The organism is Herminiimonas sp. CN, from assembly GCF_000622895.1.
GTDB lineage: Bacteria > Pseudomonadota > Gammaproteobacteria > Burkholderiales > Burkholderiaceae_D > AVCC01.
Window position 1 is genome coordinate 34,921 of sequence record NZ_AVCC01000003.1, and the last position, 24,648, is coordinate 59,568.

Below are 24,648 nucleotides of genomic sequence, written 5' to 3' on the forward strand. Positions count from 1 at the left end.
GCAGCCGGCCGGCTAAGCCCACTGCTTGCCGAGTTCCTCCAGCCCGGCCTGCTGCAGGTCCTGCGGCGTCATCGCGATGCGGAACTTGCATTCGGCATTAAAGTGCAGGAACCACGGCTCGGCCAGCATCGGGATCTGCGAATCGCGCTCGACCTGCACGACCAGGAAAGCGCCCCGGCGCCCGTTCTGCTCGGTGAAATAGGTCGCTTCCGGCTTGATCGCCTCCAGGATGCGGCCGATGATGGCCCCGACCGTGCCGTTGCGCACCGCGGTATTGAACGGCTCGGGGGGGAATTCGACGTTGAGTATCATACGCATGACGCTTGACTCCTCTCGCTGGTTTTAGCGCGGCAGAGTGCGCATGGCACTCAGCGCCACGCTGGCGCCAGATGGAAATTGCACTACAGCCCATAGCGCGCGGCAGTGTTGAAAAAACCCCGCCAGCGCGTGATTTTGCCGTTCCTTACCGTGAACACATGAACCCATTCGGACGCAAAGTCTTCATTGGTGTCGAGCGCCGTTGATTGTTCCCAGCCGAGCACGATGACATGCTCGCCGGCCTCGATGAATTCGCGCGGCTCGAACACGTGAATCGCGTCGGCCAGCGGGAGCGCCGCAAAAAAAGCGGCCACCTCGATGTGGTCGCGCCGCAGTCCGGCATACGGCAAATTTTCAGAACCGACGAATTCCCAATCGACCTTCTCGGCCACCAGATCCAGGATCGCCGGTATATTTCCCTGGCCGAAAGCGGTATACGCCTGTTGCACGACAGCGGTAGCGGCGCCCATGTTGATGCCTCCTGTTGGCAAACACTCCGGAAAATCGGGGTACAGCCATGCTGCCGCCGACGATGCCGCGTGCGGCAACACCGTAGCCGCATCAAGAACCTTTACCCATTTTAAATTCTAGTATTTCCCGTTTCGAATACCATCCGCAAGCGCTGCGCCGTTGCGTTGCGTCAAACGACCGCAGGCAAAAGCCGGCCGCCGCTAGGGTTGCGGCCGGTCGCTGGCGGCGGCGCGCGCATGCACCATCCGGCCGGCCGCGTAGGTCGCGGCAACGCTGCGGTCGTCGCCTAGCAAGGCAAGCGCGAACAGCAACTCTTCCAGGCTATCGGTGCGTGCAGTGCGGCGCGCCAGCAACGGGGTCGCCTGCGGGTCAAGCACGATGAAATCGGCTTCAGCGCCGGGCGCGAAGCTGCCGATCGTGTCCTCCAGCTGCATGCTGCGCGCCGCGCCAAGGGTGGCGAGGTAGAACATGCGTAGTGCCGATAGCGTGGTGCCACCCATGCGCGCGACCTTGAAGGTCTCGTTCATGGTCTGCAGCATTGAGAATGCGGTGCCGGCACCGATGTCGGAGGCCAGCGACAGCGGCACCTGCGCCGCAGCTGCGCGGGCGAAATCGAACAGGCCGCTGCCGAGGAACAGGTTGGAAGTCGGGCAGACCGCGATAGCGGATTGGGTCTCGTTCATGCGCCTGAAGTCGGCGTCGTCGAGCCAGATGCCGTGGCCGTACATCGCGCGCGGGCGCAGCAGGCCGGCCCGGTCGTACACGTCCAGATAGCTGCGCGCGGTCGGGAACAGCTGCCTGACCCACGCCACTTCGTCGGTGTTTTCGGCGACGTGGCTCTGGATATAGGTATCCGGATAGGCGCGCGCCAGTTCGCCGGCCAGCTGCAGCTGCGCATCGGTTGAGGTCGGCGCGAAGCGTGGCGTGATCGCAACCAGCTGGCGGCCGCGCTTGTGCCATTTCTTGATCAGTGCTTCGGTGTCGCGCGCGCCGCCCTCGGCCGTGTCGCGCAGGAACTCCGGGCAGTTGCGGTCCATCAGCACCTTGCCGGCCACCATCCGTAGGTTGCGCCGTTCGCTGGCGCTGAAAAACGCCTCGACCGATTCCGGATGCACGGTGCAATACACCATCGCGCTGGTGGTGCCGCAGCGCAGCAGCTGGCCGATGAAGAATTCGGCCACTTCGGCCGCATGTTCCGGCTCGGCAAAGCGGCGCTCGGCCGGGAAGGTGTACTGCTGCAGCCACGGCAGCAGGCCGGGCGCCGGCGAAGCAATGATGTCGGTCTGCGGGTAATGCAGATGGGTGTCGATGAAGCCGGGCACGATCAGCTTGCCGCGGTAGTCGATGACGACCGCATCCGGCGGCAGGCTGGCGTGCAGTTGCGCATAAGCGCCGGCAATCTGGACCTGCCCATCTGCGACGATCAGCAGCCCGTCCTGATGCCATTGGGCAGCATCCTGGTGCAAAGCCGGATCACCTGTGAAATGCAGGATGCTGGCGCGGTAGACTTGCAGTGCAGGTAGCTCTGCGGCGGCGTTGCTCATGGTGTGTCCTTGCTGGTCAGGGGTGCTGGGCCGTGCGATGGCGACATTATCGTCTGCCACAGCCTTTTCCTCATACTGCCGTGCCGCAACCGAAGCGGCGATCGCCCAAACGGGGATCCGGCGCTCCGGGGCAGGGGAAAAAGCATGGATTAATAGCGGGCTATAATATGCGGCCGCGCTGAAACCGATAGTGCGCCGTTTGATTTACCCGTAAAGATAAACATGAAGTCTGAAAGCATAGCGACATACGATACCGACCTGCAGAACGAGGTCGCTGAACTGATCGTCCAGGGTTTGAGTCTGGACCAGAGCGCCGCTGCGATCGATCCCGACGAGCCGCTGTATGGCGATGGTTTGGGGCTGGATTCGATCGATATACTCGAGGTTTCGCTGTTGATTTCCAAGCGTTATGGGATCCAGTTGCGCGCCAACAACGATGACAATCACCGCATTTTCAGTTCCCTGCGCAGCTTGACTGCATACATCAGCGCGCAGAGATCGGCCTGATGTCCGCGGCGGCCGGGTCAGGGCGCTGGATAGCACTTGTTGCGCTGGGCGTAGCGTATGCGTGTCTGGCGCACTACACGAATAGCCGCAATGGAACTGAAACGCTGGGTACCGTTTTGGCGCTGGCGCCGATTGTGCTGGTGCTGCTGTCGATGGCCTGGCAAGCGCGCCACCGGATTGCCGCGCTGCTGGTGTTTTGCATCGGCTGTGCCGCGCTGTATGCTGGATGGAGCATGTTATCCCAGCACTTCGCCCGGATTTACTGGCTTGAACATGCTGGCTCCCAACTGATGCTCTGCCTGGGTTTTGCGCGCACGCTGGGTTCCGGCCGGGAACCGATGTGTTCCTATTTTGCAAGAATGATCGAAGGTCCGCTAACGCCGCAGCTTGCGCGTTACACCAGACAGGTTACCGGGGCCTGGGCGGTTTTCTTTGCCTTGATGGCGCTTGCTTCGACACTGCTTTTCCTGACGGTAGCGCAGTCGACATGGTCGGTATTCGCCAATTTCTTTACCGCGCCGCTGATAGTCCTGATGTTCGTGCTCGAGTATGGCGCAAGGAAATGCCTGCTGCCGAACATGCAGCACGGGCACATACTTGACGCCATGAAAGTGGTCTGGAAAGTGCCTTCCCGTTAGTCACGAATGTCACGCATGTCACGAAAATCACGTCCATCATGAGCGCGCGCCGAAACAAAATATCATGCCAACCCTGCCCCTGATCACCCATGAACATGCCGACAGCGTGATTGCCTGGCGCGACGGCTGTTCCGTGAGCGCCGCGCAATTTTTGTTCGACGTCGCGCAACTGCGCGAAAAATTGCCTGGCGGTAGCCACATGCTGAACGGCTGCAACGATCGCTACCGCTTCACCGTTGGGCTGGCTGCGGCACTGCTGAGCAAGAAGATAAGCTTGCTGCCGCCGGCGCAAACGCCGGAAATGATGCGTCAATTGCAACTCTTTGCGCCGGATGCATTTTGCCTGACCGATCGCGCGGATTGTGCGATCGCGCTGCCGCAGCTGCAATTCCCCGCGCTGGCAGCGCTGCCGCAGGCAAAGGAGCCAGCCTTCGCGGTGCCTCAGGTCGATAGCGGGCAAGTGGTCGCCACCGTGTTTACCTCGGGTTCGACCGGGGTCCCTTGTGCGCATCCGAAAACCTGGGGTGCGCTGGTGCGTAACGTGCAGTCGGCAGCACGCCTGTGCGGCTTGCGCGATGGCCGTCGCCACACTGTGATCGGCACCGTGCCGTCGCAGCACATGTTCGGCTTTGAATCGGCGGTACTGATGGCGATGCAAAGCGCAAATGCGCTGGCGGCCGGAGATGCGTTCTATCCGGCCGATATTTGCCATGCCATCGCTGCGGCGCCACGGCCGCGGATGCTGGTATCCACGCCGGTGCATTTGCGCGCACTGATGCAGGCAGGATTGCCGGTCCCGGCGCTCGACCTGATCCTCTCGGCCACCGCGCCATTGTCATCGGCATTGGCAGAACAGCTGGAAGCTGCCTGCCGGGCACCGGTGCTGGAAATTTACGGCAGCACCGAAACCGGCAGAATCGCCACCCGCAATCCGGCCCAAACCCCGCAGTGGCAATTGTCAGACGGCATCCGCCTGAACCGGCAAGACGGCGTCACTTGGGCTTTTGGCGCGCATATCGAATGCGCGACGCCGCTGCAGGATGTGATCGAGCCGATCGGCGAGGATCGCTTCCTGCTGCACGGCCGTACTGCCGACCTGATCAACATTGCCGGCAAGCGCAGCTCGCTGACGTATTTGAATGTGCAGTTGAATGCGATTCCCGGTGTTGTCGATGGCGCTTTTTTCATGCCGGACGAGGTGGGACCCGATGGCGTGACGCGACTGACCGCTTTTGTCGTCGCTCCCGGCTGCACGCCGGCGATGCTGATGACCGCGCTGCGGGCACGGGTTGATGCGGTGTTCCTGCCGCGTCCCCTGATCCTGGTCGACGCGCTGCCGCGCAATGCGAGCGGAAAATTGCCGCGCGCAGCGTTGCAATCGTTGGCGCTTGCCCAATCCGGGCCAGCCGCCAAGCAGGATGCAGCATGACCGGCGGCCAGTTGCCATGCCAGTTACCATTGGTGATTGCGGCCGACCATCCGGTATTCGCCGGCCACTTTCCCGGCGCGCCGATCGTCCCTGGCGCCATGCTGCTCGACTTGGCGCTGCAGGCGATAGGCAAGCAGCTCGGAACCGACCTGTCTGCCTGTCAAATAAACGCGGTCAAGTTCCTCAGCCCGGTGCGCCCTGGCGAGCCGGCATCCGTGCGCTATGCAGCGCTGAACAATGGCGCGCTTCGGTTCGATATCCTGAGCGCTGCGCGTACCGTGGCGACCGGCACGATTCGTGTCGCGGCGCCGGAGTAGCGTGCGCATGAAGTCGCCCCAGCAAAATCAGGCTGACTGGCAACATGCGCCGGAGCGCAGCAACATGCTGATGCTGCGTGCGATGGCATGGATCTCGCTGCGCCTGGGCCGTCCTGCCGGCCGCGTGGTGCTGCACCTGATTGCCGGCTATTTCCTGCTGTTTGCTCCCGCCAGCAGAGCCGCTTCACGCGATTATCTGGGCCGCATCCTGCCGCGTCCGGTGCGCTGGACCGATATCTACCGTCATTTCTTTTGCTTTGCCTCTACCATCCACGACCGGATCTACCTGCTCAATCAGCGCTTCGACCTGTTCCAGATCGAGGTCGAGGGCGAACAGCTGCTCCGGCAAGCACTGGCGGATGGACAGGGCCTGTTCCTGGTGGGCGCCCACATGGGCAGCTTCGAAGTGATTCGTGCGCTGGGATGCCGGCATGCCGGGTTGCAGGTTGCGATGGTCATGTACGAAGAAAATGCGCGCAAGATCAACCGGATGCTGGCCGCCATCAACCCGGCAGCACAGCAGGATGTGATTGCACTGGGAAAAGTGGATTCGATGCTGAAAGTCAATGCATGCCTGGAACAGGGCAAGGTCATCGGAATGCTGGCCGACCGCACGCTGGATGACGACGCCGTGCAACCGGTGACGTTGCTGGGCAGCAGCGCGAACCTGCCGCTTGGGCCATTGCGGATGGCGGCCATCCTGCGCCGTCCGGTATTCTTCATGGCCGGTCTTTACCTGGGAGGGAACCGCTATCAGATACACTTTGAGCAACTCGCCGATTTTTCCGGCACTCCGCGAGGACAGCGGCAGCTTGAGATGCAGCGGGCGCTGGCACGGTATGCGCAATTACTGGAAAAATGCTGTCAGCGCGCGCCGTATAACTGGTTCAATTTTTTCAATTTCTGGCAATCTGCAGCAGCCAAAAGCAAACAGGACTGACCGATGAATGTTGCCGCGCTACCAGCGATTTTCCGCACTGCGATCGCATTTTTTCTGCTGGCTGTCGCCCTGCTGCAGCCGACGCACGCGCTCGCCGCAGGCTGGAACCTTGAGCAGCTGATGCAATCGCTGGCGCTGGCGAAGTCGGGCCGCGCCACTTTCGTCGAGAAAAAAACCATCGCGATGCTCGACCGGCCGCTGGAGTCTTCAGGCGAATTGCAATATATCGCGCCCAACATCCTGGAAAAACGCACCGTCAAACCGAAACCGGAAACCATGCGGGTGGAAGGCGATGTTTTGACGATAGAGCGGGGGCGCCAGAAATTTACCTTGTCATTGCAAAATTACCCGGAAGTTGCCGGCTTCATCGACAGCATCCGCGGCACGCTGGCAGGCGACCGCAAGGCGCTGGAGCGCTCGTATAAACTGAAGCTGGAAGGCAACGCAGAACACTGGCTGCTGTCGCTGGCGCCAATCGACGCCAAAATGGCGACCCAGATTCATTTGATCCAGATCGCCGGCAGTGCAGATAATGTGCGCAGCATCAATGTCATCCAGACCGACGGCGATCGTTCGCTGATGACGATCGACCGGATCGCCGCACAATGAAGCGCTTGCAGTCGCGCCGGATGGCGCTCGCGGCCTGGCTGCTGGGGCTGGCAATGTGTTGCGTGGTGATTGCCCGCACCACATTCATCACCGATCTGTCGGGGTTCCTGCCGCAGTCGCCGACCAAGGAGCAGCGGGTATTGCTGGATCAGTTGCGGGAAGGGGTCGTATCGCGGCTGATCCTGATCGGGATCGAAGGCGGCGACGCGGCGTTGCGTGCGGCGCTGTCGAAAGAAACTGCCAAACGCTTGCGCGCCGCCCCGGCATTCGTGACGGTCAATAACGGCGAGCCGCTGAATGCCGAGCGGGATCAGGCGTTCCTGTTTGACAACCGCTATTTACTCAGTCCGGCGGTCACGCCCGATCGATTTTCTGTTGCCGGCTTGCATGCCGCAATCGGCGACACCATCGATTTACTGGTTTCTCCGGCCGGCCTGTTGATCAAGCCGCTGCTGCCGCGCGACCCGACTGGCGAGATCGTGCAGCTGCTGGGACAGATGAACGGCGCCAATCAGCCACGCATGCAGTACGGCACCTGGGCCTCACACGATGCTGCGCGGGCGCTGCTGCTGGTGCAAACACGCGCTGCCGGCGCCGATACCGATGCTCAGGAGCACGCCATGCAGCAGATCCGGCAAGCCTTCGAAGCGGCACGCCGGCAACATGGTGCAAGCGGGGCGGCAGTCAAACTGGCGATGACCGGACCGGGCGTGTTCTCGGTGCTGTCGCGCCAGACCATCAAAAGCGAAGTCACCCGCCTGTCCGTCATCAGCACCGCCATCATCGTCGCTTTGCTGTGGCTGGTGTACCGTTCCTTGACCGCGCTGGCGCTCGGACTGTTGCCGGTGATTTCCGGTGCCCTGGTGGCGGTGGTAGCGGTCAGTCTTGGATTCGGCGCGGTGCATGGCATCACGCTCGGGTTCGGCACCACGCTGATCGGTGAAGCGGTCGATTATTCGATCTATCTCTTCGTCCAGTCGCGGCAATCGAGTGCCGAAGGCAGTAGTGCCCGGCTGGACTGGGTCGCCGATTTCTGGCCGACGATCCGGCTCGGCGTGCTGACATCGGTCACCGGCTTTGCTTCCCTGCTGCTGTCGAGCTTTCCGGGGCTGGCCCAGCTCGGCCTGTATTCGATTGCCGGCCTGATCGCGGCCGCGGCGGTGACCCGATTCGTCCTGCCCCAGCTCTTGCACGACAACTTCCGGATTCGCGACGTGTCCGCAATCGGATGCGGATTGTCCGGCGCGGCACGGCGGGCGAGCGCGTTGCGCTGGCCCTTGATCCTGCTGATCCTGGCGGCGGCGGGGGTCGTCGTGCTGCACCGCACTACGCTGTGGAATCCTGAACTGTCTTCCCTGAGCCCGGTGTCGCAGGCAGATCAGGCCACCGATGCCGGTCTGCGCGCGGACATGGGGGCGCCGGACGTGCGTTACATGGTGGTATTGTCCGGCGCGGAGCGGGAAGCGGTATTGCAGTCAACCGAGAAAATTGCCGAACAATTGCAGCCGCTGGTGGATCAGGGCATCCTGGCCGGTTTTCAGAGTCCCAGCCAGTTTCTGCCTAGCGTGGCGGCGCAACGTGCGCGGCAAGCCAGTCTGCCGGCAGCGCAGCTGGCGCAGCGACTGCAGCAGGCAACCATCGGCCTGCCGGTACGGCCCGAACTGTTCGCGCCCTTCGTCGCCGATGTGGCAAAAGCCAAAAACCGCGCGCCGCTGCAACGCAGCGATTTAGACCATACCTCGCTGGCGCTGGCGCTCGATTCCTTGCTGTACCAGCGCGGCAGCAGCTGGAATGCGGTGCTGCCATTGACAGCCTCGGCGTCCGGCCAGTCGGCCGGGATTGCGACTGCGCCGGTGCGCGCCGCGCTTGCCTTGGCCGGCCAGCCGAATGCGCTGCTGGTCGACCTGAAAGCGGAATCCGATCATTTGTATCAGGGCTATCTGCGCGAGGCCGTCATGCTGTCGCTGGCCGGCCTGGCCGGCATCGTGCTGCTGTTATTGTTTTCCTTGCGTTCGCCGCTGGCGGTAATCCGCGTCATGGCGCCGCTGCTGGGCGCCATAGTCGTGGTCGTTGCCGGGCTGGCATTGTGCGGTCAGCGCCTGACGATCCTGCATCTGGTCGGACTGTTGCTGATCGTTGCGGTCGGCTCCAACTATGCATTGTTTTTCAATCAGCCAGGCCGCGGCGCTGCGGGCATCACGCCGCAAACCCTGACTTCTCTGGTGTTTGCCAATCTGACCACGGTGGCCGGCTTTGGCTTGCTTGGCTTCTCGACGGTGCCGGTACTGCAGGCGATCGGCAGCACGGTTGGGCCCGGCGCTGTGCTGGCACTGATTTTTTCGGCGGTTTTTGCCAGCCAGAAGATCGCCGGCAGGCAGCCTGAAAAGCAGCCCGGATCTGCGCGCTGACCGATGCGCATCCTGTCCGACTTCGCGATTCCGGGCCAGCGCGCGCCAGCGCTGGCGATCCTGCTGCCGGGCGCGCTGCAGCAACCGGAAGACCTGGTGCGCGCCGGCTTCATCGAGACGGTACGCCAGCGCGCTGTGCCGCTCGACTTGGCGCTGCTCGATCTTGGCCTTGAATATATCGGTGACAGCACCGACGGCACAGTTTTGCAGCGCATCCACGATCGCGTGGTGCAGCCGGCACGGCTTAATAATTATTGTGAAATCTGGCTGGTCGGGATCTCCATCGGCGGTTTCATGGCGATCTCTTATGCCGAGCGTTATCCCGGCCAGATCAGCGGATTGTGCCTGCTGGCGCCTTACCCCGGCAACCGCATTCTGACCGGCCAGATCAGGGCTGCCGGCGGACTGCAGCGGTGGCATGCAAATTCTGCGGCAGGCGATGATGCCGAGTGTCGGGTCTGGCGCTGGCTGCACACGCAGCGCACACAAACCGCAACTGCGCAGAGTCCGCAGATCCATCTGGGCTATGGCCGCGAAGACCGCTTCGGGTCAGGGCTGGACCTGATGGCCGACGCGCTGGCGGCGCATGCCGATACCGTTGCCGGCGGCCACGACTGGCAGGCCTGGCAGCAGTTATGGATCAATTTTATTGACCGGACAGCAACACGTTTCGGGCATGGCAACCGGATACCGTCGCATGATGCACAATAATTCATTGCGCTGGCGGCCGACAGCGCTGGTCAGCCTCACCATTTTGCTGCATGTGGCGCTGCTGGCGACGCTGGTTGCGGCGCCTCTGGCCGTGGCCCATGCCTGGCGCTGGGTACTGGCGATCATCTTGGCCAACCACTTCCTGATCACGCTGGTCGGCTTGTGGCCGCGCAGCACCTGGCTCGGTCCGAACTGGATCCGATTGCCGCCCGCTTCTGCTGCCCAGGGTGAAATTGCCTTGACCATTGACGATGGGCCGGATCCGGACGTGACGCCGCAGGTGCTCGAGATGCTGGATCGCTATGGCGTCAAGGCAAGTTTTTTTTGCATCGGCGACAACGCTGCCCGTTATCCCGACATGTGCAGAAACATCGTCGAGCGCGGGCATACGCTTGAAAACCATAGCCAGCGGCACCGCCACAATTTTTCGCTGCTCGGCCTGCGCGGCCTGCGGCGCGAGATACAGGCCGGGCAGAATACATTGAGCGCGATCACCGGCTGCGCACCCTTGTTTTTTCGGGCCCCGGCCGGCTTGCGCAACATCTTTCTGGCCCCGGTGTTGGCCGGGCTTGGATTGCATCTGGCGACCTGGAGCCGGCGCGGTTTCGACACCAATACCGCAGATACTGCGCTGGTCTGCCGCCGGCTGACGCAGAATCTGAAAGCGGGCGACATCTTGCTGCTGCACGATGGCAATTGCGCGCAGACCAGCGCCGGCGTGCCGGTGATCATCGCGGTGTTGCCGCTGCTGTGCGAAGCTGCTGCCAAGGCCGGATTGCGTTTCGTCACGCTGCCGGATGCGCTGCAATCCGGATGCCGCGACTAGACAACCGGCCTGTCGTTACATCCGGTACCAACCGATCTGTTCAGCGCAACGATTTAGTTTGCTAGAATCGCGGCACAACCCACCAACGAGTCGCTTTTCCTTGAAACCGCTCTTTCTCTCGCACTTCACGACCACCAGCTGCCTCGGTCGCGGTCTGTCCCAGACCCTGGAGGCGTTGCGCCAGCGCCAAAGCGGCCTGATGCCCTGCGATTTCGATATCGTCGATCTCGATACCTACATAGGCGCGGTCGCCGGTGTCGACGAGGTCAAGCTGCGGGCCGACCTGCAGGCGTTCGACTGCCGCAACAACCGTCTGCTGCAACTCGCGCTGGAGCAGGACGGTTTTGCCGACGCGGTAACAACGGCTATCGGACGCTACGGCCGCCAGCGGGTCGGCGTGTTCCTGGGCACTAGCACCGCCGGCATCCTGCAAACCGAACTGGCTTACCGGCGGCGCGATAGCGTGACAAGCGCACTGCCGGCGGATTTTCATTATGCGGAAACGCACAATACTTTTTCTGCCGCCAATTTCATGCAGCGGTATTTCGGCCTGAGCGGGCCGGCAGCGGTGGTTTCCTCGGCCTGCTCCTCCAGCGCAAAGGTATTTGGTTCGGCGCGGCGCATGATCGAGGCCGGCATCATCGATGCCGCGCTGGTCGGCGGCGTCGATTCGCTGTGCCTGACCACGCTGTATGGCTTCAATTCGCTGGGCTTGCTCTCGGCGCAGCCTTGCCGTCCCTTTGATACGGAGCGCAATGGCATCTCGATCGGCGAAGCTGCTGCGCTGGTGCTGCTGGAGCGGCTGCCGGACAGCGCCGATGCCGACGCCGTCCTGTTGCTGGGAGTGGGCGAGTCGAGCGACGCTTACCACATGTCGTCGCCGCATCCGGACGGCCTGGGGGCGAAAATTGCCATGCAAAATGCCTTGCGCATCGCGCACCTGCTGCCCGAGCAGATCGATTACATCAACCTGCACGGCACTGCCACTGTCAGCAATGACGCCGCGGAAGGCCGCGCGGTAGCCGCCTTGTTCGGTGCATCGACCCCGTGCAGCTCCACCAAGGGCGCCACCGGTCACACGCTGGGAGCCGCCGGCGGCGTCGAGGCGGTGATTTGTGCATTGGCACTGCAACACGGCTTGATGCCGGGAGGCATCAACACCAGCCAGTGCGATCCTGATTTGCCATTGCATTACTTGCTAGACAATGGTGCGCAACGCGTTGATCGCGTGCTCAGCAACTCTTTCGGTTTCGGCGGCACCAATTGCAGCCTGATCTTCGGCCGCGCCAACTGAATGAATTTCCCAGCATGAATACTCTGACCGCTTACATCGACGGCATCGGGCTGCTCGGACCCGGATTCAAGGACTGGCCCAGCGGCCGCGCCATACTGGCCGGGCAGGCCGCCTACCTGCATCAGCCTACCGTGCTGCCGCCAGCAGCCGCGCTACCGCCGGCAGAGCGGCGCCGCTGCGGCCCGATCGTCAAACTGTCGCTGGCGGTCGGCTTCGAGGCCGCTGCTGCGGCCGGCCTGGACAGCGCCGGATTGCCGACCGTGTTTTCCGCTTCCAGCGGCGATGGCGATAATTGCCACCAGATTTGCCAGATGCTGGCTTCCGATGACCGGCAAATTTCACCGACCCGGTTCCACAATTCGGTGCATAACGCGGCAGCCGGTTACTGGGCTATCGCGGCCAAGGCGATGGCGCCGTCATCGGTGTTGGGTGCGCATGACGCCAGTTTCGGCGCCGGCCTGCTGGAAGCCTTGAGCCAGGTGATGGTCGACCATGCCAGTACCTTGCTGATTGCCTGCGACAGCACTTATCCGGAACCGCTGCACCGGGCAAGGCCGGTTCCCGCTGAATTTGGCATCGGATTGGTGCTGGCGCCACAGCGCTGCGCCAACTCGCTGGCCAGGATCCGGGTTGCGCTCACCTCCGCCAGTGCCGAGCAGATGGCCGACAGGGTGCTGGAAAATCTCAGGGCAGCAATCCCGGCGGCGCGCGGCCTGCCGCTGCTGCATGCGATAGCGAACCGGGCCTCGACGAGGCTGGTGATCGATTACCTCGACAGCACCCGGCTTGCGGTGGAAATCGACTCGTGGGCCTAGATCGCGCCTGGATTGCTGCGCACATCCCGCATCAGGGCGACATGTGCCTGCTGCAGCGGGTGGACGACTGGGATGCGCAAGGCGTGCGCTGCAGCGCAATCAGCCATCGCGCGCCCAACAATCCCTTGCGCGCGCATGGACGGCTGGGGGCTGCCTGCGGCATCGAATACGCGGCTCAGACCATGGCGGTGCATGGCGCGCTGCTGGCGTTGCAACAGGCACCGGCGCAGGCACCGGCGAAGGTCGGCTTCCTGGCCAGCGTGCGTGCGGCCAGATTGCATGTCGGCCGGCTCGACGATATTGCCGCCGATCTGACGGTGGAAGCCAGACAATTCAGCGGCGATGGCAATAATGTTTTATACGATTTCTGGGTGCGCGCCGAGGGCCGTATCCTGCTGGAGGGCAGGGCTGCGGTGATCATCAATGCGGCTGCAGTCGCCCATCATGCAGAACCATGACAAGAAAGCATCAACCGTTGCGATCGGAACCACAACCATGAAACAGGCTCTTGTTACCGGCGGCAGTGGCGCCATCGGCGCCGCCATCTGCCGCGGTCTGGCGGCGGATGGCCACCATGTGCTGGTGCATGCGAATACCCGGCGCGCGGAGGCGCAACAGGTGGTGGACGCGATCAGCGCGCTCGGCGGCAGTGCCGAAGTGCTGGTATTCGACGTCACCGATGCGGCGGCAGTGGCTGCCAGTCTGCAGCCCCTGATTGAGGTCGCGCCGATCCAGATCCTGGTCAACAATGCCGGGATTCACGACGATGCAATATTCCCTGGCATGCAGTTCGATCAATGGCAGCGCGTGATCGACGTTTCGCTGCACGGTTTTTTCCACGTCACCCACACCTTGATGATGCCGATGATCCGCAGCCGCTGGGGCCGCATCATCAACATGTCATCGGTGGCCGCGCTCTGCGGCAATCGCGGCCAGGTGAATTATTCGGCCGCCAAGGGCGCACTCAACGCCGCCACCAAGTCGCTGGCGCTGGAAATCGCCAGTCGCGGTATTACCGTCAACGCGGTGGCGCCGGGGATTATCGACAGCGCGATGAGCCAGAGCGCCTTTGATGCGCAGGCCATAGCCCGCATGGTGCCGATGAAACGCGCCGGCCAGCCGGAGGAAGTCGCCGACCTGGTATGTTTTCTGGCCTCGCCGCGCGCCGCGTACATCACCGGTCAAATCATCTCGATCAACGGCGGCCTGCTGTGACGGCGACGATAGGCAGCTAGCGCAGCTTGCGCAGCAGCAGGTACGGCAGGCGCAGCAGGAACCCCAGCAGCAGGCGGCTGTGCATCCAGGTCAGAAGCAGGTTGTCGCGCAGATAGTTGAAATGCGACACGCCGCCTTCTGCGGCGCTGAAATAGCGCACCGGTGCCGCCAGATTGAGCGGTTTGACGCCGTGCCAGCACAGCCGCACCACCGCTTCCGGATCGAAGTCAAAGCGGCGCATCCAGGGCTGGCGCCGCATCACTGCGCGCAACGGCGCAATCGGATAGACCCGGAACCCGAACAGCGAATCGCCGATGCCGGCCCACAGGGTTTCCAGGTTGGCCCACCAGTTCGAGATCCGCCGCCCCTGGACCCGCAGGCGCGGCGCGCTGGCGTCGAACTGCGGCATGCCGAGCACCATGCAGCCGGGTTGGGTGTGCGATGCAGCCATGAAGGCGGGGATCAGCTCAGCCGGATGCTGGCCATCCGAATCCATCGTCAGCGCATGGGTGTAGCCAAGGGCGGCAGCCTGCTCCAGGCCATGCAATACCGCGGCGCCCTTGCCGCTGTTTTCCGGCAAGACAATCACCCGCAGGCCGGCATCGCTGGCCGCCATCGCCTGCAATGGCGCAGTGGTGCCATCGGTGCTGCCGTCGATTACGACCCATACCGGATTCCAGTATTGCCGTGCTGCCCGCACGGTTGCAACTACTTTCGGGCCAGGGTTGTAGCTTGGAATCAACACCAGATGGGTCGGGGAGGGAGAAGTCATCGCAGCGAACGGTAAGGAGTGTTTGGTTAGGATGCGTCAGCGGCGGCTGCCGGCCCCGGTGGTGATACCGGTACGGCAAGCTGGCTGGCAAAATACTGGGCTAATTCCGCCATGAATGCGGCGCCGTTTTCAGGCGGCGGGAAACGCTTGCCCAGGCGCACCCGGTAATGCATCGGCAGACGCGGCTTTTTGAAGAGCGGCCATTGCTTGCTCAGAAACGGCGAGTCGGTTTCAATCAACACCGTCTGGATCGGCGTTTTTGCGCGGCAGGCGATCACGCCTATGCTGCCTTTCAGCGGGCCGATCGGGCGCTGCACGGTACGGGTTCCTTCCGGAAACAGCAGCAGGTGGCTGCCGCGCTGCAAGTTCTGCACCGCCTGCATGACCATCTGCCGTGGCGGAGCGTTGCTGATGTAGCGTGCCAGGCGGGCGCCGCCGCCGAGAAATATATTGCTGAGGATGTCGGCTTTCATGATGCAGGCAACGTCCGGCAGGCGCGAGGCAATCAGGACCACATCCCATAACGAAGGGTGATTAGAGGCGATGATCAGGGATTTATCCTTGCGCAGTGCATCCAGTTCGCGCAAGTCGAAATGGAAGCGGCCCGATAGCGTCAACGCAGCCAGAGTCAGCCGGAACACCGCCATGATCGCCAGACGCCCCAGCGCGCGCCCCAGTCGGGCCGGCAACAGCGGATGCAAAACCAGGGCAAGCAGCGACCAGAGCAGAAAAAACAGGCCGACCCAGAGCGAACCAAGGCAGCAGACCAGGTATTCGTAAGCCGTCAGCAGGTTTCTCAGACAAAATTTCATGGTTTTACTATGTTCTGTTAGTGCGCAACGTTTGCCTGTAAAAAAGCAATGAATTCATCCTCTGCCAGATACTGCATGCCGCTGATTGCCAGCGGGCCGGATCGATAGCATGTGCTGCCGCGGATGCCGGCAGGCATGCCGCCACTGTGCGCAAATCTGGATGCCGGGTTGGTCGGAGGGAAACCGGGGCGCTGTCGAACAATGATTTCTGATTGCTGCTGTCGTTCGGCAGAAGGGTCTTTTTGAATTCGGCATGATACAACATGAAACGGATCCTGCTGCGACTAATTCCCTGGCAAATGGCGGAGACTATTGCGCAGCATTTCTGTTCGAACGGATGCGCGCAGCCAGTGGCGTCTCAATTTTCATGCGGGCCGTGGATGCTTTGTAAAAACAATGGGGTATGCCAGAAAAACGTGATTTATAGCAAGTATTTATTGCGTAATTGAAAATACTGTCATATTTATAGGGATGGCAGAAATTGCCCTGGCGGCGCCAGGCCGGCCCGGGTTTGTGCTGGCACAGACGGTGCGTACCATTGCATTGACTTGCCACAAGAGGCGGCGCGTCAAATGCAGCACACTTATCAAAAAAGCATGATAAGGAGCTGATCATGAGTCTTGACGTCCACCTTCCCGACTTCGATATGCTGGCGTCGCTGTATCGGGACGATCCGGAAGCCTTTGAAGCGTTCCGCCACCACTTGCTGGACGAGGCGGTGCATGCCGCGCCGCCGCTGCAGCGTCCCGCCCTTGAACTGCTGTTAAGCCGCATCGAGATCGCCCGCGCTGGCGCTGCCACGCCGATGGACGCGACAATCATCGCCTTTCGCCTGATGCAGGAGTCGGTGAGCCAGTTGCATACGCTCTGGCAGCAAGCACAGCAGGCGGTCGCCGGCGTGCAAGCCTCGATGCTGATTGCCCGCGTGCGCCGCTCACGCCGCTAATTCGATTGCATGCGTAACCGCGCTTTTGCTCGGTTTCTCTCGCCGGGCCCGGATGCGGCGGCGCCTGCGTGCGCACTGCAAGCGAGGGGCTCCGGTTTCAACTTTATGCATTCGTTTTGGATCTGGCGTTGCAGCAGATCGCCACGCCGACTATACCGGCCGGGCAGCCATCGGTTATCCTTGCGGTCGTTCCAATAACATCAGGGCCGCGCACTATTTGCATTTTCCCGCGCGCCCGCAACCTGCAAAAGACCCCGAAACCATGGCAAATTACGTCTATACAATGAACAAGGTCGGCAAGATCGTGCCGCCCAAACGCCAGATATTGAAAGACATCTCGCTGTCCTTTTTCCCCGGCGCCAAGATCGGCGTGCTGGGCCTGAACGGCTCCGGCAAATCGACGCTGCTCAAAATCATGGCCGGCATCGACACCGACATCCAGGGCGAAGCGGTGCCGATGCCGGGCCTGAACATCGGCTACCTGCCGCAGGAACCGGCGCTCGACCCCGAGCAAACGGTGCGCCAGGTGGTCGAATCCGGCCTGGGCGAAGTGTTCGAGGCGCAAGCCAAGCTGGAAGCGGTGTACGCCGCCTATGCGGAAGAAGACGCCGACTTCGATGCGTTGGCCAACGAGCAGGCGCGCCTCGAAGCGATCATCTCGACTTCCGACGGCGGCAACCTGAACCTGCAGCTGGAAATGGCCGCCGACGCGCTGCGCCTGCCGCCGTGGGATGCGAAGATCGGCGTGCTGTCGGGCGGCGAGAAGCGCCGCGTCGCGTTGTGCCGGCTGTTGCTGTCGAAGCCCGACATGCTGCTGCTGGACGAGCCGACCAACCATCTGGACGCCGAATCGGTCGACTGGCTGGAGCAATTCCTGCTGCGCTTCCCCGGCACCGTGGTCGGCATCACGCATGACCGCTACTTCCTCGACAACGCGGCCGAATGGATCCTGGAGCTCGATCGCGGCTCCGGCATTCCGTGGAAAGGCAATTACAGTTCGTGGCTGGAACAGAAGGGCAACCGCCTGAAGCAGGAAGAGGCGACCGAATCCTCGCGCCAGAAGACCATCGCCAAGGAACTGGAATGGGTGCGGCAGAATCCGAAAGGCCGCCAGGCCAAGAGCAAGGCGCGCCTGGCCCGCTTCAACGAGCTGTCCGAGCACGAATACCAGAAGCGCAACGAAACCCAGGAGATCTTCATCCCGGTGGCCGAGCGCCTGGGTAACGAAGTGATCGAATTCAAGAACGTCAGCAAGGCGTTCGGCGACCGGCTGCTGATCGACGACCTCAGCTTCACGATTCCGGCCGGCGCGATCGTCGGCATCATCGGCCCCAACGGCGCCGGCAAATCGACGCTGTTCAAGATGATCACCGGCAAGGAGCAGCCGGACAGCGGCGCAGTCGCGATCGGCCAGACCGCCCGGGTTTCGATCGTCGACCAGACCCGCGAATCGCTCGACAGCAGCAAAACCGTGTTCGAGGACGTTTGCGGCGGCAACGACATCATCACCGTCGGCCGCTTCGAGATGCCGTCGCGCGCCTATCTGGGCCGCTTCAACTTCAAGGGCGGCGACCAGCAGAAAGTGGTCGGCAACCTGTCCGGCGGCGAACGCGGGCGGCTGCACCTGGCGAAAACCCTGATGCAGGGCGGCAACGTGCTGCTGCTGGATGAACCGTCCAACGATCTGGACGTCGAAACGCTGCGCGCGCTGGAAGACGCATTGCTCGAATTCGCAGGCAGCGTGATGGTGATTTCGCATGACCGCTGGTTCCTGGACCGGATCGCGACCCACATCCTGGCTGCCGAAGGCGATTCGAAATGGAGCTTCTTCGACGGCAACTATCAGGAATACGAAGCCGACAAGAAGAAGCGCCTAGGCGAGGAAGGCGCGAAACCGAAGCGGATCCGCTACAAGCCGCTGACCGTGTAGTTGCGTAGGGCGTAGTGGCGCAGGGTGTTATGGCGTAGGGCGGATGAGCGCAGCGTTATCCGCCGTATGTTTTACAGCAGTAACCGGCGGAAGGCGCTGCGCTTTTCCGCCCTACATACGCATTATTTAAAAAAACATGGGTATATGAAAAAGTAACATGTTTATCGCATATTTTATATGCGATAAGAAATAATACATACCTATGTATATAATAAATAACATTAACGGTAATGCAGGAAGGCAAGCGCCATGAACATCCAGCTCAGCGATGTCAGCCACATCATCCAGCTCTCGATTGCGCCGGTTTTCCTGCTGAGCGGCATCGCGCCGCAGTTGATCGTGCTGACCAACCGGCTGGCGCGCATCATCGACCGTTCGCGCAAGCTGGAAGACTGGCTGCTGCATGCCGAGCCGGCAGCCAAAGCCGAATATCTGGCCGAAATCGGAATACTGTACCGGCGCGCGCATCAGATCAATTATGCGATCACCTTCAGCACCGCCTGTGCGTTGCTGGTGAGTCTGATCATCATGGCGCTGTTCATCGGCGATGCGCTGGGGCTGGCGCTGGATCGCCTGATTGCGGTGCTGTTCGTGGTGGCGATGCTGGCGCTGATCGGCAGCTATTCGTTCCTGCTGCGCGAAATCTTCATCGCCACCCGGTCGCTGTCGATGCGGCACATGCTCAAATACCGGCCGTAACAAAACGGCGGTTCAATCCGTGTGCGGGCGCAACGCGCCGGGAATCCGGTATTGCGTCAGGCCGTCGTGGTCGAGCCAGCGCCGGGTGCTGCGGGCCGCGCGCTCGATCAGATCGCCGGCCTGCGAAAAGTCATACGGCGATACCGCCAGCGGGCACAAGGGCGGCACCGTGAATACCGCGACCCGGTCTGCCAGCAGCTCCAGATCCTGCACCAGCTGGTGCGCAATCAGCATGTTCAGCGCGTGCAGCGCGCAGCCTATCGCGCTGGCCGGCGGCGCCGTCATTGCGCAGGCATAGCCGGTCGGCAGCACGATCAGCCGGCTGGCGCCCAAGTTCACCGCAGCCATGACCGGAGTGTTGCTGGCGATGGCGCCGTCGATCAGGTAATTGTCGCCGAGCAGCACTGCCGGGTACACCGCGGGAATCGCGCAACTGGCCAGTATCGCGTCGACCGCCGGCCCGCTGGAAAGCCGGACCGAGCTGCCGTGCAATTGTTCGGTGGCCATGACATGCACCGGGATTGCGGCTTCTTCCAGCCGCCGGTACGGCAGGTGGAACTCGATCAGCCGGCGCAGGCCGGATGCTTCGACCAGCGAGGACGCATGGGAAAACAGGCCGGCGATCCGGCCCAGGCTGACCGGAAACACATCGCGCCGCTTGAGCTGGCACCAGATCTGTTCGAGTCGGGCGACGCCGTCGAGGGTCGGATTGCCGGCGAAATACGCGCAATTGAGCGCCCCGACCGAAGCCCCCACCACCAGATCGGGGATGATGCCGTGTTCCACCAGCGCCCGCAGCATGCCGACCTGAATCGCGCCGAAGCTGCCGCCGCCGGCGAATACGAAAGCGGTCTTTCCTGTTGTCGTGTCCGTCATTTCCGCCCCAGAATGGCGCAATCCATCTATCTTTCATCATAGGGCATTCAGGCCCGATTATCGATTGCTGCGGCAGTGCGCGGCACGCGCTGTTTGCCAAATTGGTTTGAATTGACGCGCATCAAAAACATTTGCCGGAACGCGCACAGACTGTTCTGAGCAGGGTTCCAATATCGACTGGATTGCATTGCCAGAGGAGATGGCCATGAGCTATGAAGACGACGATCGCGATACGTACGGGATGTACAAGAGCGATACCGGCAAGGGCCCCGGACCTGAGCTGATGGGCGCACACACGCTCATCGGGACCGATGTCTATAACGACAAGGACGAAGAGCTGGGCGACATCAAGGAAATCATGCTGGACATGCGCACCGGCAGGGTAAGTTATGCGGTGCTGGCGTTCGGCAGCTTTTTGGGAATGGGCGAAAAACTGTTCGCGGTGCCGTGGAATGCATTGAAGCTCAATACTTTCAACCAGCATTTCATCCTGAAAATCGATAAGGAGCGCTTCAAAAACGCGCCGGGATTCGATCCGGATCACTGGCCGGATATGGCTAGCCCGGCATGGATCGACAAGATTCATACCTATTACGGCACCCAGCCTTATTCGGATGATCCTGGCATCTGATTTTGCATGCGGAATTGGATCAAGCACATCGAATATCGATCACGGTCGTGCGGTTTCATGAGTGCATTATGTACCTGCTTTGAAAAACATGCCGATGGGCTGCTGTCGGCTATCCAATAAATAGAGGAGGCCATCATGAGTATCGGAACCATCCTGCTGATCGTCTTGATCCTGATCCTGATCGGCGCGCTGCCGAGCTGGCCGCACAGCCAAGGCTGGGGCTATTTCCCGAGCGGAATTATTGGCATTGTGGTCGTGGTTCTGCTCATCCTGCTGCTGCTGGGGCGGCTCTGAAGCCGGGGCCATTTTTTAACCGATGGAGGATGCGCATGAATACCCTTTCAAGCAAACTGGCGCCTGCCTTGTTAAGCGCGCTAACCGTTATGGCGGCGGCCGGCTGTGCTTCCACTTCCAGCACGGGCATGCACGATGAACGCATGCAAGGCATGTACGGCGACCACATGCAAGGCACGTACGGCGACAATGTGCATGGCATGCCAGGCGGCATGATGATGGGCAGGTCCAGCGTCAGACTGGATGGCAGCCATGAAGTACCTCCGGTCAACAGCGCCGCCATTGGCAGGAGCACGATTACGGTGTCGGCGGATAAAGCGGTACGCGGCAGCATCATGACCCAGGGCATCGACGCGACGGCTGCCCATATCCATGAGGGCGCTGCCGGCGTCAACGGCCCGGTTATCATTCCGCTGGCAAAAAATGCCGACAACGCATGGGCAGTCCCGGCAGGCGCGTTGCTGACCGATGCCCAATACGCCAGTTATATGTCCGGCAACCTGTACGTCAACGTTCACAGTGCAGCCCATCCGGGGGGTGAAATTCGGGCCCAGTTGGCTCCCAAATAATTCTGTGCAAGCCAACGGAGCATCGTCATGGATCAGGTCCCGGAGCCACCACCCACCGCACAGGAACTGGATGCGCTGATGCAGAGAATCGATGCTGGCGAAGGCAGCTTCGCCCCTCTGAGCGACGAACAGCGCAGTCAGTTAAAGGCCAGCCTGAGCGAAGAATGGATCGCCGCCTTTCTGGATAAATACCCGGTGCCGATGGCGCTGGCAGCGGCAATCAGCGAATATCGCGCGATAGAAGCGGGAGCGCGATACCCGAACCTGCCGGAAAATGTGCGCGAAGACATCTTGCTGGAGTTTAATGAGCATCACGGCGAGGGCGGCCCCGATCACTGGTCAACGGTTTAAGATCCGGCGCCCGGCTGCCTGCTTGTTTAGCGACATTCTTTGGCCGGGCTGTACGCATGACATACTTTTTCCTTCTTTTGGCGATCACTTGTAGCGCACTGGTATTGACCAAGGAAGGCGTGTCGAACGGCAGTGTCGAGGTCAGCGTCAGACGCAACCGCAAAAGAGGCCGCATCTTGTTCGAGATTCAGGCGCAGGGCTTGATCCGCGCCACGCCGCAACAGACTTGGGCGGTGTTGACCGATTACGGCCGCTTGTCGGAGTTTGTGCCCGGCCTGCTATCGTCGAAATTGCTGTCGCGCCGTGGCAATGAAGTCGTCATCGAACAACAGGGCAGTATCGGCTTCGTGTTCGTGCGGCAAGCGATTCATCTGGTGGTACGCGTGACCGAGCAGCCCTTTTCAAGGCTCGACGTGGCGCTGCTGGCGGGCGACATGAGGCACTATGCCTCGCGCTGGGAACTGGCAGCGTCGCCATTGGACGGCGGCACCCGGATTGCCTACCGCGGTAGCCTGGAGCCGGATTTTTTCGTGCCCTTGCTGCTGGGGCGCGCGATAGTGCAGGCCGATGTGCAGAAGATGCTGGCGGCGGTGGTGGCCGAAGTCGAGCGGCGTTCCGGCGCGAGTCGCTAGCGCGCCAATCGGGACCGGCCGGCGCGATCCGGATGCAATATTTCGCTTTTCCGGCGCTACAGGATAAAATCGGCTGATCCAATTCTTTTCTGACGTCAACATGCACATTCGATTCTGGTACGTTCTTGGCGTTGCGCTGGCAACGAGTCTGACGTTGTCTTCCTGTGAGCGGCTGGGGATTGCCGATCCGGTCAAGGAGTCGGCCGGCCGCGATGCGGAATCCAGCGCTACCGGAGGCGCCTGCCGTCACGCCGGGCGGGCGATTGAAGATTGTTATGCGCGCAATCCCGAGGCCAAACGGGCTGCGGTTTTCAGCGGCTGGAAGGAGATGGACGGCTATATGCGCGAAAACAAGATTGAGGTCATCAAGCCGGAAGTCAAGCCGGAAGCGACCTTGCCTGCGGCCCAGGCAGCCGGGCTTGCGCCAAAGGAGGCAATTGTCAATTAACCGGAGTTTCGGTCGCGGCCAGCACCGTCCTGCGCCGTCATCCAATAACGTGCAACGGCAGTCGTTGCGATCCGCCGACCACACCCAGCGCATCGGAACGTGATGCCGCCATCCATGACAGAACTCCCTGAAGACCACGAGCACGATGCCCCGCACGCGCAGCAGGCGGCGCGGCGCAGCGTTTTGGTCAGCGTCTTTGTTAACCTGATCCTGACCGCGCTGCAGGTCGCGACCGGCCTGTTGGCCGGTTCGCAGGCACTGATTGCCGACGGCATCCATTCGCTGTCGGATTTGCTGTCCGATTTCGTGGTCCTGCTAGCTAGCCACCACAGCAGCAAGGCGGCCGACGCCGACCATCATTATGGCCATCACCGCTATGAAAATGCGGCCTCGCTGGTGCTGGGCGGGCTGTTGCTGGCGGTCGGCCTGGGCATGTTGTGGTCGGCCTTCATCAAGATCGAATCTCCACACACGATTGCCCAGGTTCATATGGTTGCCCTGTACGTGGCGTTGGGCGCCTTGTTGGCCAAGGAATTACTGTTTCGTTACATGCTGGCGATTGCCAAACGGCTGCGCTCCTCGCTGCTGGTAGCCAATGCATGGCATGCCCGTTCGGATGCGGCGTCTTCGCTGGTGGTGGCGATCGGGATCGGCGGCAACCTGCTGGGTTTTGCGCTGCTCGATCCGATCGCCGCGCTGGTGGTCGGTCTGATGGTGACCCGGATGGGCGCCATCTTTGCCTGGAATGCCTTGCACGATCTGATGGATCGCGCGGTGTCGGCAGAAGAGATCGCCGCCATCGAGCAGACGTTGCGCCAGACTCCCGGCGTGCTCGGCTTGCACGATCTGCGTACGCGCCGGGTCGGCGATCTGGCCATCGTCGATGTGCATCTGGAGCTGGATGCCGGCATGACCGTGGTGCAAGGCCACGATATTGCAGTCGATGCGCGCCGGCGGGTGATGGCGCACCATGACGTGCTCAATGTGATGACCCACGTCGATCCGGTGGTGCCGAAAACGCGCAGCGCCTGATCCTTGGTAGCTTCCGCTTACAAATGCAGCGCGCATGTAACACCTGAAACCCGTTCGCCGGACCTACCATAGGCGGAAAGTGCAGGCATCCTGCCGCAGCACCGGAAAGAAGAGGGTTCATTATGAAAAAACAGCATGTTTTATTGGTCTGCGCGTTCCTGGCCGGCCTCGGTTTCGGCCTGCCTGCCGGAGCCGAACCGCCGCCTTGGGCTCCGGCCCACGGCTACCGTTCCCAGCACGCGCATCGCTATGTGTATTACCCGGCGCGCCAGGTATATTACGCACCGGAGACGCGCTCATGGTTCTGGTTCAGCGGCGGCAACTGGCAGGCCGGCGTGACGCTGCCGAGCCAATACCAGGCGTATGTCAGCAGCGGCGGAGTGTCGATCTCGCTCAATGCCAGCCGTCCGTATATCCAGCACGTCTATGTGGAAGAGCATTACGGCCGCCCCTGGCGCGCCGAGCACCGGCATGAAAGGCGCGGGCGCGAAGAATGGCGCCATAACGGTCATAACGATCAGCGCGGCTACGATGGCGATCATGGCCGGAATGATGACAGGCGCGATGGCGGCCGCGGCAACGGCCATGGACATGGCCGCCAGGATTAACTGAAA

Annotated in this window: 28 protein-coding genes and 1 pseudogene; 23 read left to right on the forward strand and 6 right to left on the reverse strand. The window is 61.7% G+C overall.

What is annotated here, in order from left to right; genetic code table 11:
* Positions 1-12 precede the first annotated feature (12 nt).
* The 3 genes from HMCN_RS0101410 to guaD form a co-directional block, all read right to left on the reverse strand.
* Complete coding sequence (locus tag HMCN_RS0101410) at positions 13-318, reverse strand: hypothetical protein (protein ID WP_025915691.1); 306 nt, start codon at positions 316-318, stop codon at positions 13-15.
* A gap of 83 nt (positions 319-401) precedes the next feature.
* Positions 402-788: a nuclear transport factor 2 family protein gene (locus HMCN_RS0101415; RefSeq protein ID WP_025915692.1), complete on the reverse strand. Its 387-nt coding sequence runs from the start codon at positions 786-788 to the stop codon at positions 402-404.
* A gap of 201 nt (positions 789-989) precedes the next feature.
* Positions 990-2,333 carry a guanine deaminase gene (gene guaD, locus HMCN_RS0101420; RefSeq protein ID WP_025915693.1) on the reverse strand — a complete coding sequence of 448 codons (1,344 nt, stop codon included), beginning with the start codon at positions 2,331-2,333 and terminating at the stop codon, positions 990-992.
* A 222-nt stretch (positions 2,334-2,555) separates the two neighbouring features.
* On the opposite strand from guaD, the gene HMCN_RS0101425 reads away from it, so the two are divergent.
* The 12 genes and pseudogenes from HMCN_RS0101425 (at position 2,556) to fabG (ending at position 14,042) form a co-directional block, all read left to right on the forward strand.
* Positions 2,556-2,840, forward strand: a complete 285-nt coding sequence (locus HMCN_RS0101425) for a phosphopantetheine-binding protein (RefSeq protein ID WP_035625281.1) — start codon at positions 2,556-2,558, stop codon at positions 2,838-2,840.
* Positions 2,840-3,478: a hypothetical protein gene (locus tag HMCN_RS0101430; RefSeq protein WP_025915695.1), complete on the forward strand. Its 639-nt coding sequence runs from the start codon at positions 2,840-2,842 to the stop codon at positions 3,476-3,478. Before HMCN_RS0101425 ends, HMCN_RS0101430 begins: the two co-directional genes overlap by 1 nt.
* A gap of 64 nt (positions 3,479-3,542) precedes the next feature.
* Positions 3,543-5,224: pseudogene (locus HMCN_RS0101435) on the forward strand (AMP-binding protein).
* A 7-nt stretch (positions 5,225-5,231) separates the two neighbouring features.
* Positions 5,232-6,164 carry an acyl-CoA synthetase gene (locus HMCN_RS0101445; RefSeq protein WP_025915698.1) on the forward strand — a complete coding sequence of 311 codons (933 nt, stop codon included), beginning with the start codon at positions 5,232-5,234 and terminating at the stop codon, positions 6,162-6,164.
* A gap of 3 nt (positions 6,165-6,167) precedes the next feature.
* Positions 6,168-6,773, forward strand: a complete 606-nt coding sequence (locus tag HMCN_RS0101450; protein WP_025915699.1) for a LolA-related protein — start codon at positions 6,168-6,170, stop codon at positions 6,771-6,773.
* Positions 6,770-9,181 carry an MMPL family transporter gene (locus HMCN_RS0101455; RefSeq protein WP_025915700.1) on the forward strand — a complete coding sequence of 804 codons (2,412 nt, stop codon included), beginning with the start codon at positions 6,770-6,772 and terminating at the stop codon, positions 9,179-9,181. The genes HMCN_RS0101450 and HMCN_RS0101455 overlap by 4 nt, the downstream gene beginning before the upstream one ends.
* A 3-nt stretch (positions 9,182-9,184) precedes the next feature.
* Complete coding sequence (locus HMCN_RS0101460) at positions 9,185-9,892, forward strand: alpha/beta hydrolase (protein ID WP_025915701.1); 708 nt, start codon at positions 9,185-9,187, stop codon at positions 9,890-9,892.
* Positions 9,879-10,718: a polysaccharide deacetylase family protein gene (locus HMCN_RS0101465; RefSeq protein WP_155837314.1), complete on the forward strand. Its 840-nt coding sequence runs from the start codon at positions 9,879-9,881 to the stop codon at positions 10,716-10,718. The genes HMCN_RS0101460 and HMCN_RS0101465 overlap by 14 nt, the downstream gene beginning before the upstream one ends.
* A gap of 100 nt (positions 10,719-10,818) precedes the next feature.
* Complete coding sequence (locus tag HMCN_RS0101470; protein ID WP_025915703.1) at positions 10,819-12,012, forward strand: beta-ketoacyl-[acyl-carrier-protein] synthase family protein; 1,194 nt, start codon at positions 10,819-10,821, stop codon at positions 12,010-12,012.
* 14 nt (positions 12,013-12,026) lie between these two features.
* Positions 12,027-12,827, forward strand: coding sequence for a beta-ketoacyl synthase chain length factor (locus HMCN_RS0101475; protein ID WP_025915704.1), 801 nt, complete (start codon positions 12,027-12,029; stop codon positions 12,825-12,827).
* Positions 12,828-12,868: 41 nt separating this feature from the next.
* The gene (locus HMCN_RS0101480; RefSeq protein WP_238551904.1) at positions 12,869-13,285 is read left to right on the forward strand and encodes a 3-hydroxylacyl-ACP dehydratase; all 417 of its coding nucleotides are present in this window, start codon (positions 12,869-12,871) and stop codon (positions 13,283-13,285) included.
* Between the two features lie 37 nt (positions 13,286-13,322).
* Positions 13,323-14,042: a 3-oxoacyl-ACP reductase FabG gene (gene fabG, locus HMCN_RS0101485; protein WP_025915706.1), complete on the forward strand. Its 720-nt coding sequence runs from the start codon at positions 13,323-13,325 to the stop codon at positions 14,040-14,042.
* A 16-nt stretch (positions 14,043-14,058) separates the two neighbouring features.
* Here fabG and HMCN_RS0101490 read toward each other — a convergent pair whose 3' ends face one another.
* Together HMCN_RS0101490 and HMCN_RS17060 are read right to left on the reverse strand one after the other, a co-directional pair.
* Positions 14,059-14,814, reverse strand: a complete 756-nt coding sequence (locus HMCN_RS0101490; protein WP_025915707.1) for a glycosyltransferase family 2 protein — start codon at positions 14,812-14,814, stop codon at positions 14,059-14,061.
* Positions 14,815-14,840: 26 nt separating this feature from the next.
* The gene (locus HMCN_RS17060; protein ID WP_025915708.1) at positions 14,841-15,626 is read right to left on the reverse strand and encodes a 1-acyl-sn-glycerol-3-phosphate acyltransferase; all 786 of its coding nucleotides are present in this window, start codon (positions 15,624-15,626) and stop codon (positions 14,841-14,843) included.
* A 613-nt stretch (positions 15,627-16,239) separates the two neighbouring features.
* Here HMCN_RS17060 and HMCN_RS0101505 point away from each other — a divergent pair.
* The 3 genes from HMCN_RS0101505 to HMCN_RS0101515 all read left to right on the forward strand — a co-directional run bounded on the left by HMCN_RS0101505 (position 16,240) and on the right by HMCN_RS0101515 (position 19,201).
* Complete coding sequence (locus HMCN_RS0101505) at positions 16,240-16,572, forward strand: DUF3135 domain-containing protein (RefSeq protein ID WP_081801364.1); 333 nt, start codon at positions 16,240-16,242, stop codon at positions 16,570-16,572.
* A 262-nt stretch (positions 16,573-16,834) separates the two neighbouring features.
* Positions 16,835-18,502 carry an energy-dependent translational throttle protein EttA gene (gene ettA / locus HMCN_RS0101510; RefSeq protein ID WP_025915710.1) on the forward strand — a complete coding sequence of 556 codons (1,668 nt, stop codon included), beginning with the start codon at positions 16,835-16,837 and terminating at the stop codon, positions 18,500-18,502.
* A gap of 249 nt (positions 18,503-18,751) precedes the next feature.
* Complete coding sequence (locus HMCN_RS0101515; protein WP_025915711.1) at positions 18,752-19,201, forward strand: DUF2721 domain-containing protein; 450 nt, start codon at positions 18,752-18,754, stop codon at positions 19,199-19,201.
* A gap of 12 nt (positions 19,202-19,213) precedes the next feature.
* On the opposite strand, the gene HMCN_RS0101520 is transcribed toward HMCN_RS0101515, so the two are convergent.
* Complete coding sequence (locus tag HMCN_RS0101520) at positions 19,214-20,077, reverse strand: patatin-like phospholipase family protein (protein WP_025915712.1); 864 nt, start codon at positions 20,075-20,077, stop codon at positions 19,214-19,216.
* Positions 20,078-20,282: 205 nt separating this feature from the next.
* On the opposite strand from HMCN_RS0101520, the gene HMCN_RS0101530 reads away from it, so the two are divergent.
* The 8 genes from HMCN_RS0101530 (at position 20,283) to HMCN_RS0101565 (ending at position 24,642) form a co-directional block, all read left to right on the forward strand.
* A complete protein-coding gene (locus tag HMCN_RS0101530) occupies positions 20,283-20,708 on the forward strand; it encodes a PRC-barrel domain-containing protein (protein ID WP_025915713.1) in 426 nt (141 codons plus the stop codon).
* Positions 20,709-20,843: 135 nt separating this feature from the next.
* Positions 20,844-21,002: a DUF3309 family protein gene (locus tag HMCN_RS18450; RefSeq protein WP_035625285.1), complete on the forward strand. Its 159-nt coding sequence runs from the start codon at positions 20,844-20,846 to the stop codon at positions 21,000-21,002.
* Positions 21,003-21,037: 35 nt separating this feature from the next.
* Positions 21,038-21,571, forward strand: coding sequence for a CHRD domain-containing protein (locus tag HMCN_RS17070; RefSeq protein ID WP_369792128.1), 534 nt, complete (start codon positions 21,038-21,040; stop codon positions 21,569-21,571).
* A gap of 27 nt (positions 21,572-21,598) precedes the next feature.
* A complete protein-coding gene (locus HMCN_RS0101545) occupies positions 21,599-21,922 on the forward strand; it encodes a hypothetical protein (protein WP_025915715.1) in 324 nt (107 codons plus the stop codon).
* Between the two features lie 56 nt (positions 21,923-21,978).
* Entirely contained in the window at positions 21,979-22,554 is a 576-nt protein-coding gene (locus tag HMCN_RS0101550; RefSeq protein WP_035625288.1) for an SRPBCC family protein, read from the forward strand.
* Between the two features lie 100 nt (positions 22,555-22,654).
* Positions 22,655-23,002, forward strand: coding sequence for a hypothetical protein (locus HMCN_RS17075; RefSeq protein WP_051566672.1), 348 nt, complete (start codon positions 22,655-22,657; stop codon positions 23,000-23,002).
* Positions 23,003-23,116: 114 nt separating this feature from the next.
* Positions 23,117-24,034, forward strand: a complete 918-nt coding sequence (locus HMCN_RS0101560; RefSeq protein ID WP_025915718.1) for a cation diffusion facilitator family transporter — start codon at positions 23,117-23,119, stop codon at positions 24,032-24,034.
* A 122-nt stretch (positions 24,035-24,156) separates the two neighbouring features.
* Entirely contained in the window at positions 24,157-24,642 is a 486-nt protein-coding gene (locus tag HMCN_RS0101565) for a hypothetical protein (RefSeq protein ID WP_025915719.1), read from the forward strand.
* The last annotated feature ends 6 nt before the right edge of the window (positions 24,643-24,648 follow it).

Bases quoted from the DNA above. Each gene is read 5' to 3' on its own strand.
- fabG (WP_025915706.1), top strand. From the start codon at position 13,323: ATGAAACAGGCTCTTGTTACCGGCGGCAGTGGCGCCATCGGCGCCGCC.
- HMCN_RS0101450 (WP_025915699.1), top strand. From the start codon at position 6,168: ATGAATGTTGCCGCGCTACCAGCGATTTTCCGCACTGCGATCGCATTT.
- HMCN_RS0101465 (WP_155837314.1), top strand. From the start codon at position 9,879: ATGATGCACAATAATTCATTGCGCTGGCGGCCGACAGCGCTGGTCAGC.
- HMCN_RS0101565 (WP_025915719.1), top strand. From the start codon at position 24,157: ATGAAAAAACAGCATGTTTTATTGGTCTGCGCGTTCCTGGCCGGCCTC.
- HMCN_RS0101475 (WP_025915704.1), top strand. From the start codon at position 12,027: ATGAATACTCTGACCGCTTACATCGACGGCATCGGGCTGCTCGGACCC.
- HMCN_RS0101490 (WP_025915707.1), bottom strand. From the start codon at position 14,814: ATGACTTCTCCCTCCCCGACCCATCTGGTGTTGATTCCAAGCTACAAC.
- HMCN_RS0101460 (WP_025915701.1), top strand. From the start codon at position 9,185: ATGCGCATCCTGTCCGACTTCGCGATTCCGGGCCAGCGCGCGCCAGCG.
- HMCN_RS18450 (WP_035625285.1), top strand. From the start codon at position 20,844: ATGAGTATCGGAACCATCCTGCTGATCGTCTTGATCCTGATCCTGATC.
- HMCN_RS0101515 (WP_025915711.1), top strand. From the start codon at position 18,752: ATGAACATCCAGCTCAGCGATGTCAGCCACATCATCCAGCTCTCGATT.
- HMCN_RS0101550 (WP_035625288.1), top strand. From the start codon at position 21,979: ATGACATACTTTTTCCTTCTTTTGGCGATCACTTGTAGCGCACTGGTA.
- HMCN_RS17060 (WP_025915708.1), bottom strand. From the start codon at position 15,626: ATGAAATTTTGTCTGAGAAACCTGCTGACGGCTTACGAATACCTGGTC.
- HMCN_RS0101480 (WP_238551904.1), top strand. From the start codon at position 12,869: ATGTGCCTGCTGCAGCGGGTGGACGACTGGGATGCGCAAGGCGTGCGC.
- HMCN_RS0101545 (WP_025915715.1), top strand. From the start codon at position 21,599: ATGGATCAGGTCCCGGAGCCACCACCCACCGCACAGGAACTGGATGCG.
- HMCN_RS0101410 (WP_025915691.1), bottom strand. From the start codon at position 318: ATGCGTATGATACTCAACGTCGAATTCCCCCCCGAGCCGTTCAATACC.
- HMCN_RS0101505 (WP_081801364.1), top strand. From the start codon at position 16,240: ATGAGTCTTGACGTCCACCTTCCCGACTTCGATATGCTGGCGTCGCTG.
- HMCN_RS17075 (WP_051566672.1), top strand. From the start codon at position 22,655: ATGCACATTCGATTCTGGTACGTTCTTGGCGTTGCGCTGGCAACGAGT.
- HMCN_RS17070 (WP_369792128.1), top strand. From the start codon at position 21,038: ATGAATACCCTTTCAAGCAAACTGGCGCCTGCCTTGTTAAGCGCGCTA.
- HMCN_RS0101560 (WP_025915718.1), top strand. From the start codon at position 23,117: ATGACAGAACTCCCTGAAGACCACGAGCACGATGCCCCGCACGCGCAG.
- HMCN_RS0101415 (WP_025915692.1), bottom strand. From the start codon at position 788: ATGGGCGCCGCTACCGCTGTCGTGCAACAGGCGTATACCGCTTTCGGC.
- HMCN_RS0101430 (WP_025915695.1), top strand. From the start codon at position 2,840: ATGTCCGCGGCGGCCGGGTCAGGGCGCTGGATAGCACTTGTTGCGCTG.
- HMCN_RS0101530 (WP_025915713.1), top strand. From the start codon at position 20,283: ATGAGCTATGAAGACGACGATCGCGATACGTACGGGATGTACAAGAGC.
- ettA (WP_025915710.1), top strand. From the start codon at position 16,835: ATGGCAAATTACGTCTATACAATGAACAAGGTCGGCAAGATCGTGCCG.
- HMCN_RS0101425 (WP_035625281.1), top strand. From the start codon at position 2,556: ATGAAGTCTGAAAGCATAGCGACATACGATACCGACCTGCAGAACGAG.
- HMCN_RS0101520 (WP_025915712.1), bottom strand. From the start codon at position 20,077: ATGACGGACACGACAACAGGAAAGACCGCTTTCGTATTCGCCGGCGGC.
- HMCN_RS0101445 (WP_025915698.1), top strand. From the start codon at position 5,232: ATGAAGTCGCCCCAGCAAAATCAGGCTGACTGGCAACATGCGCCGGAG.
- HMCN_RS0101455 (WP_025915700.1), top strand. From the start codon at position 6,770: ATGAAGCGCTTGCAGTCGCGCCGGATGGCGCTCGCGGCCTGGCTGCTG.
- guaD (WP_025915693.1), bottom strand. From the start codon at position 2,333: ATGAGCAACGCCGCCGCAGAGCTACCTGCACTGCAAGTCTACCGCGCC.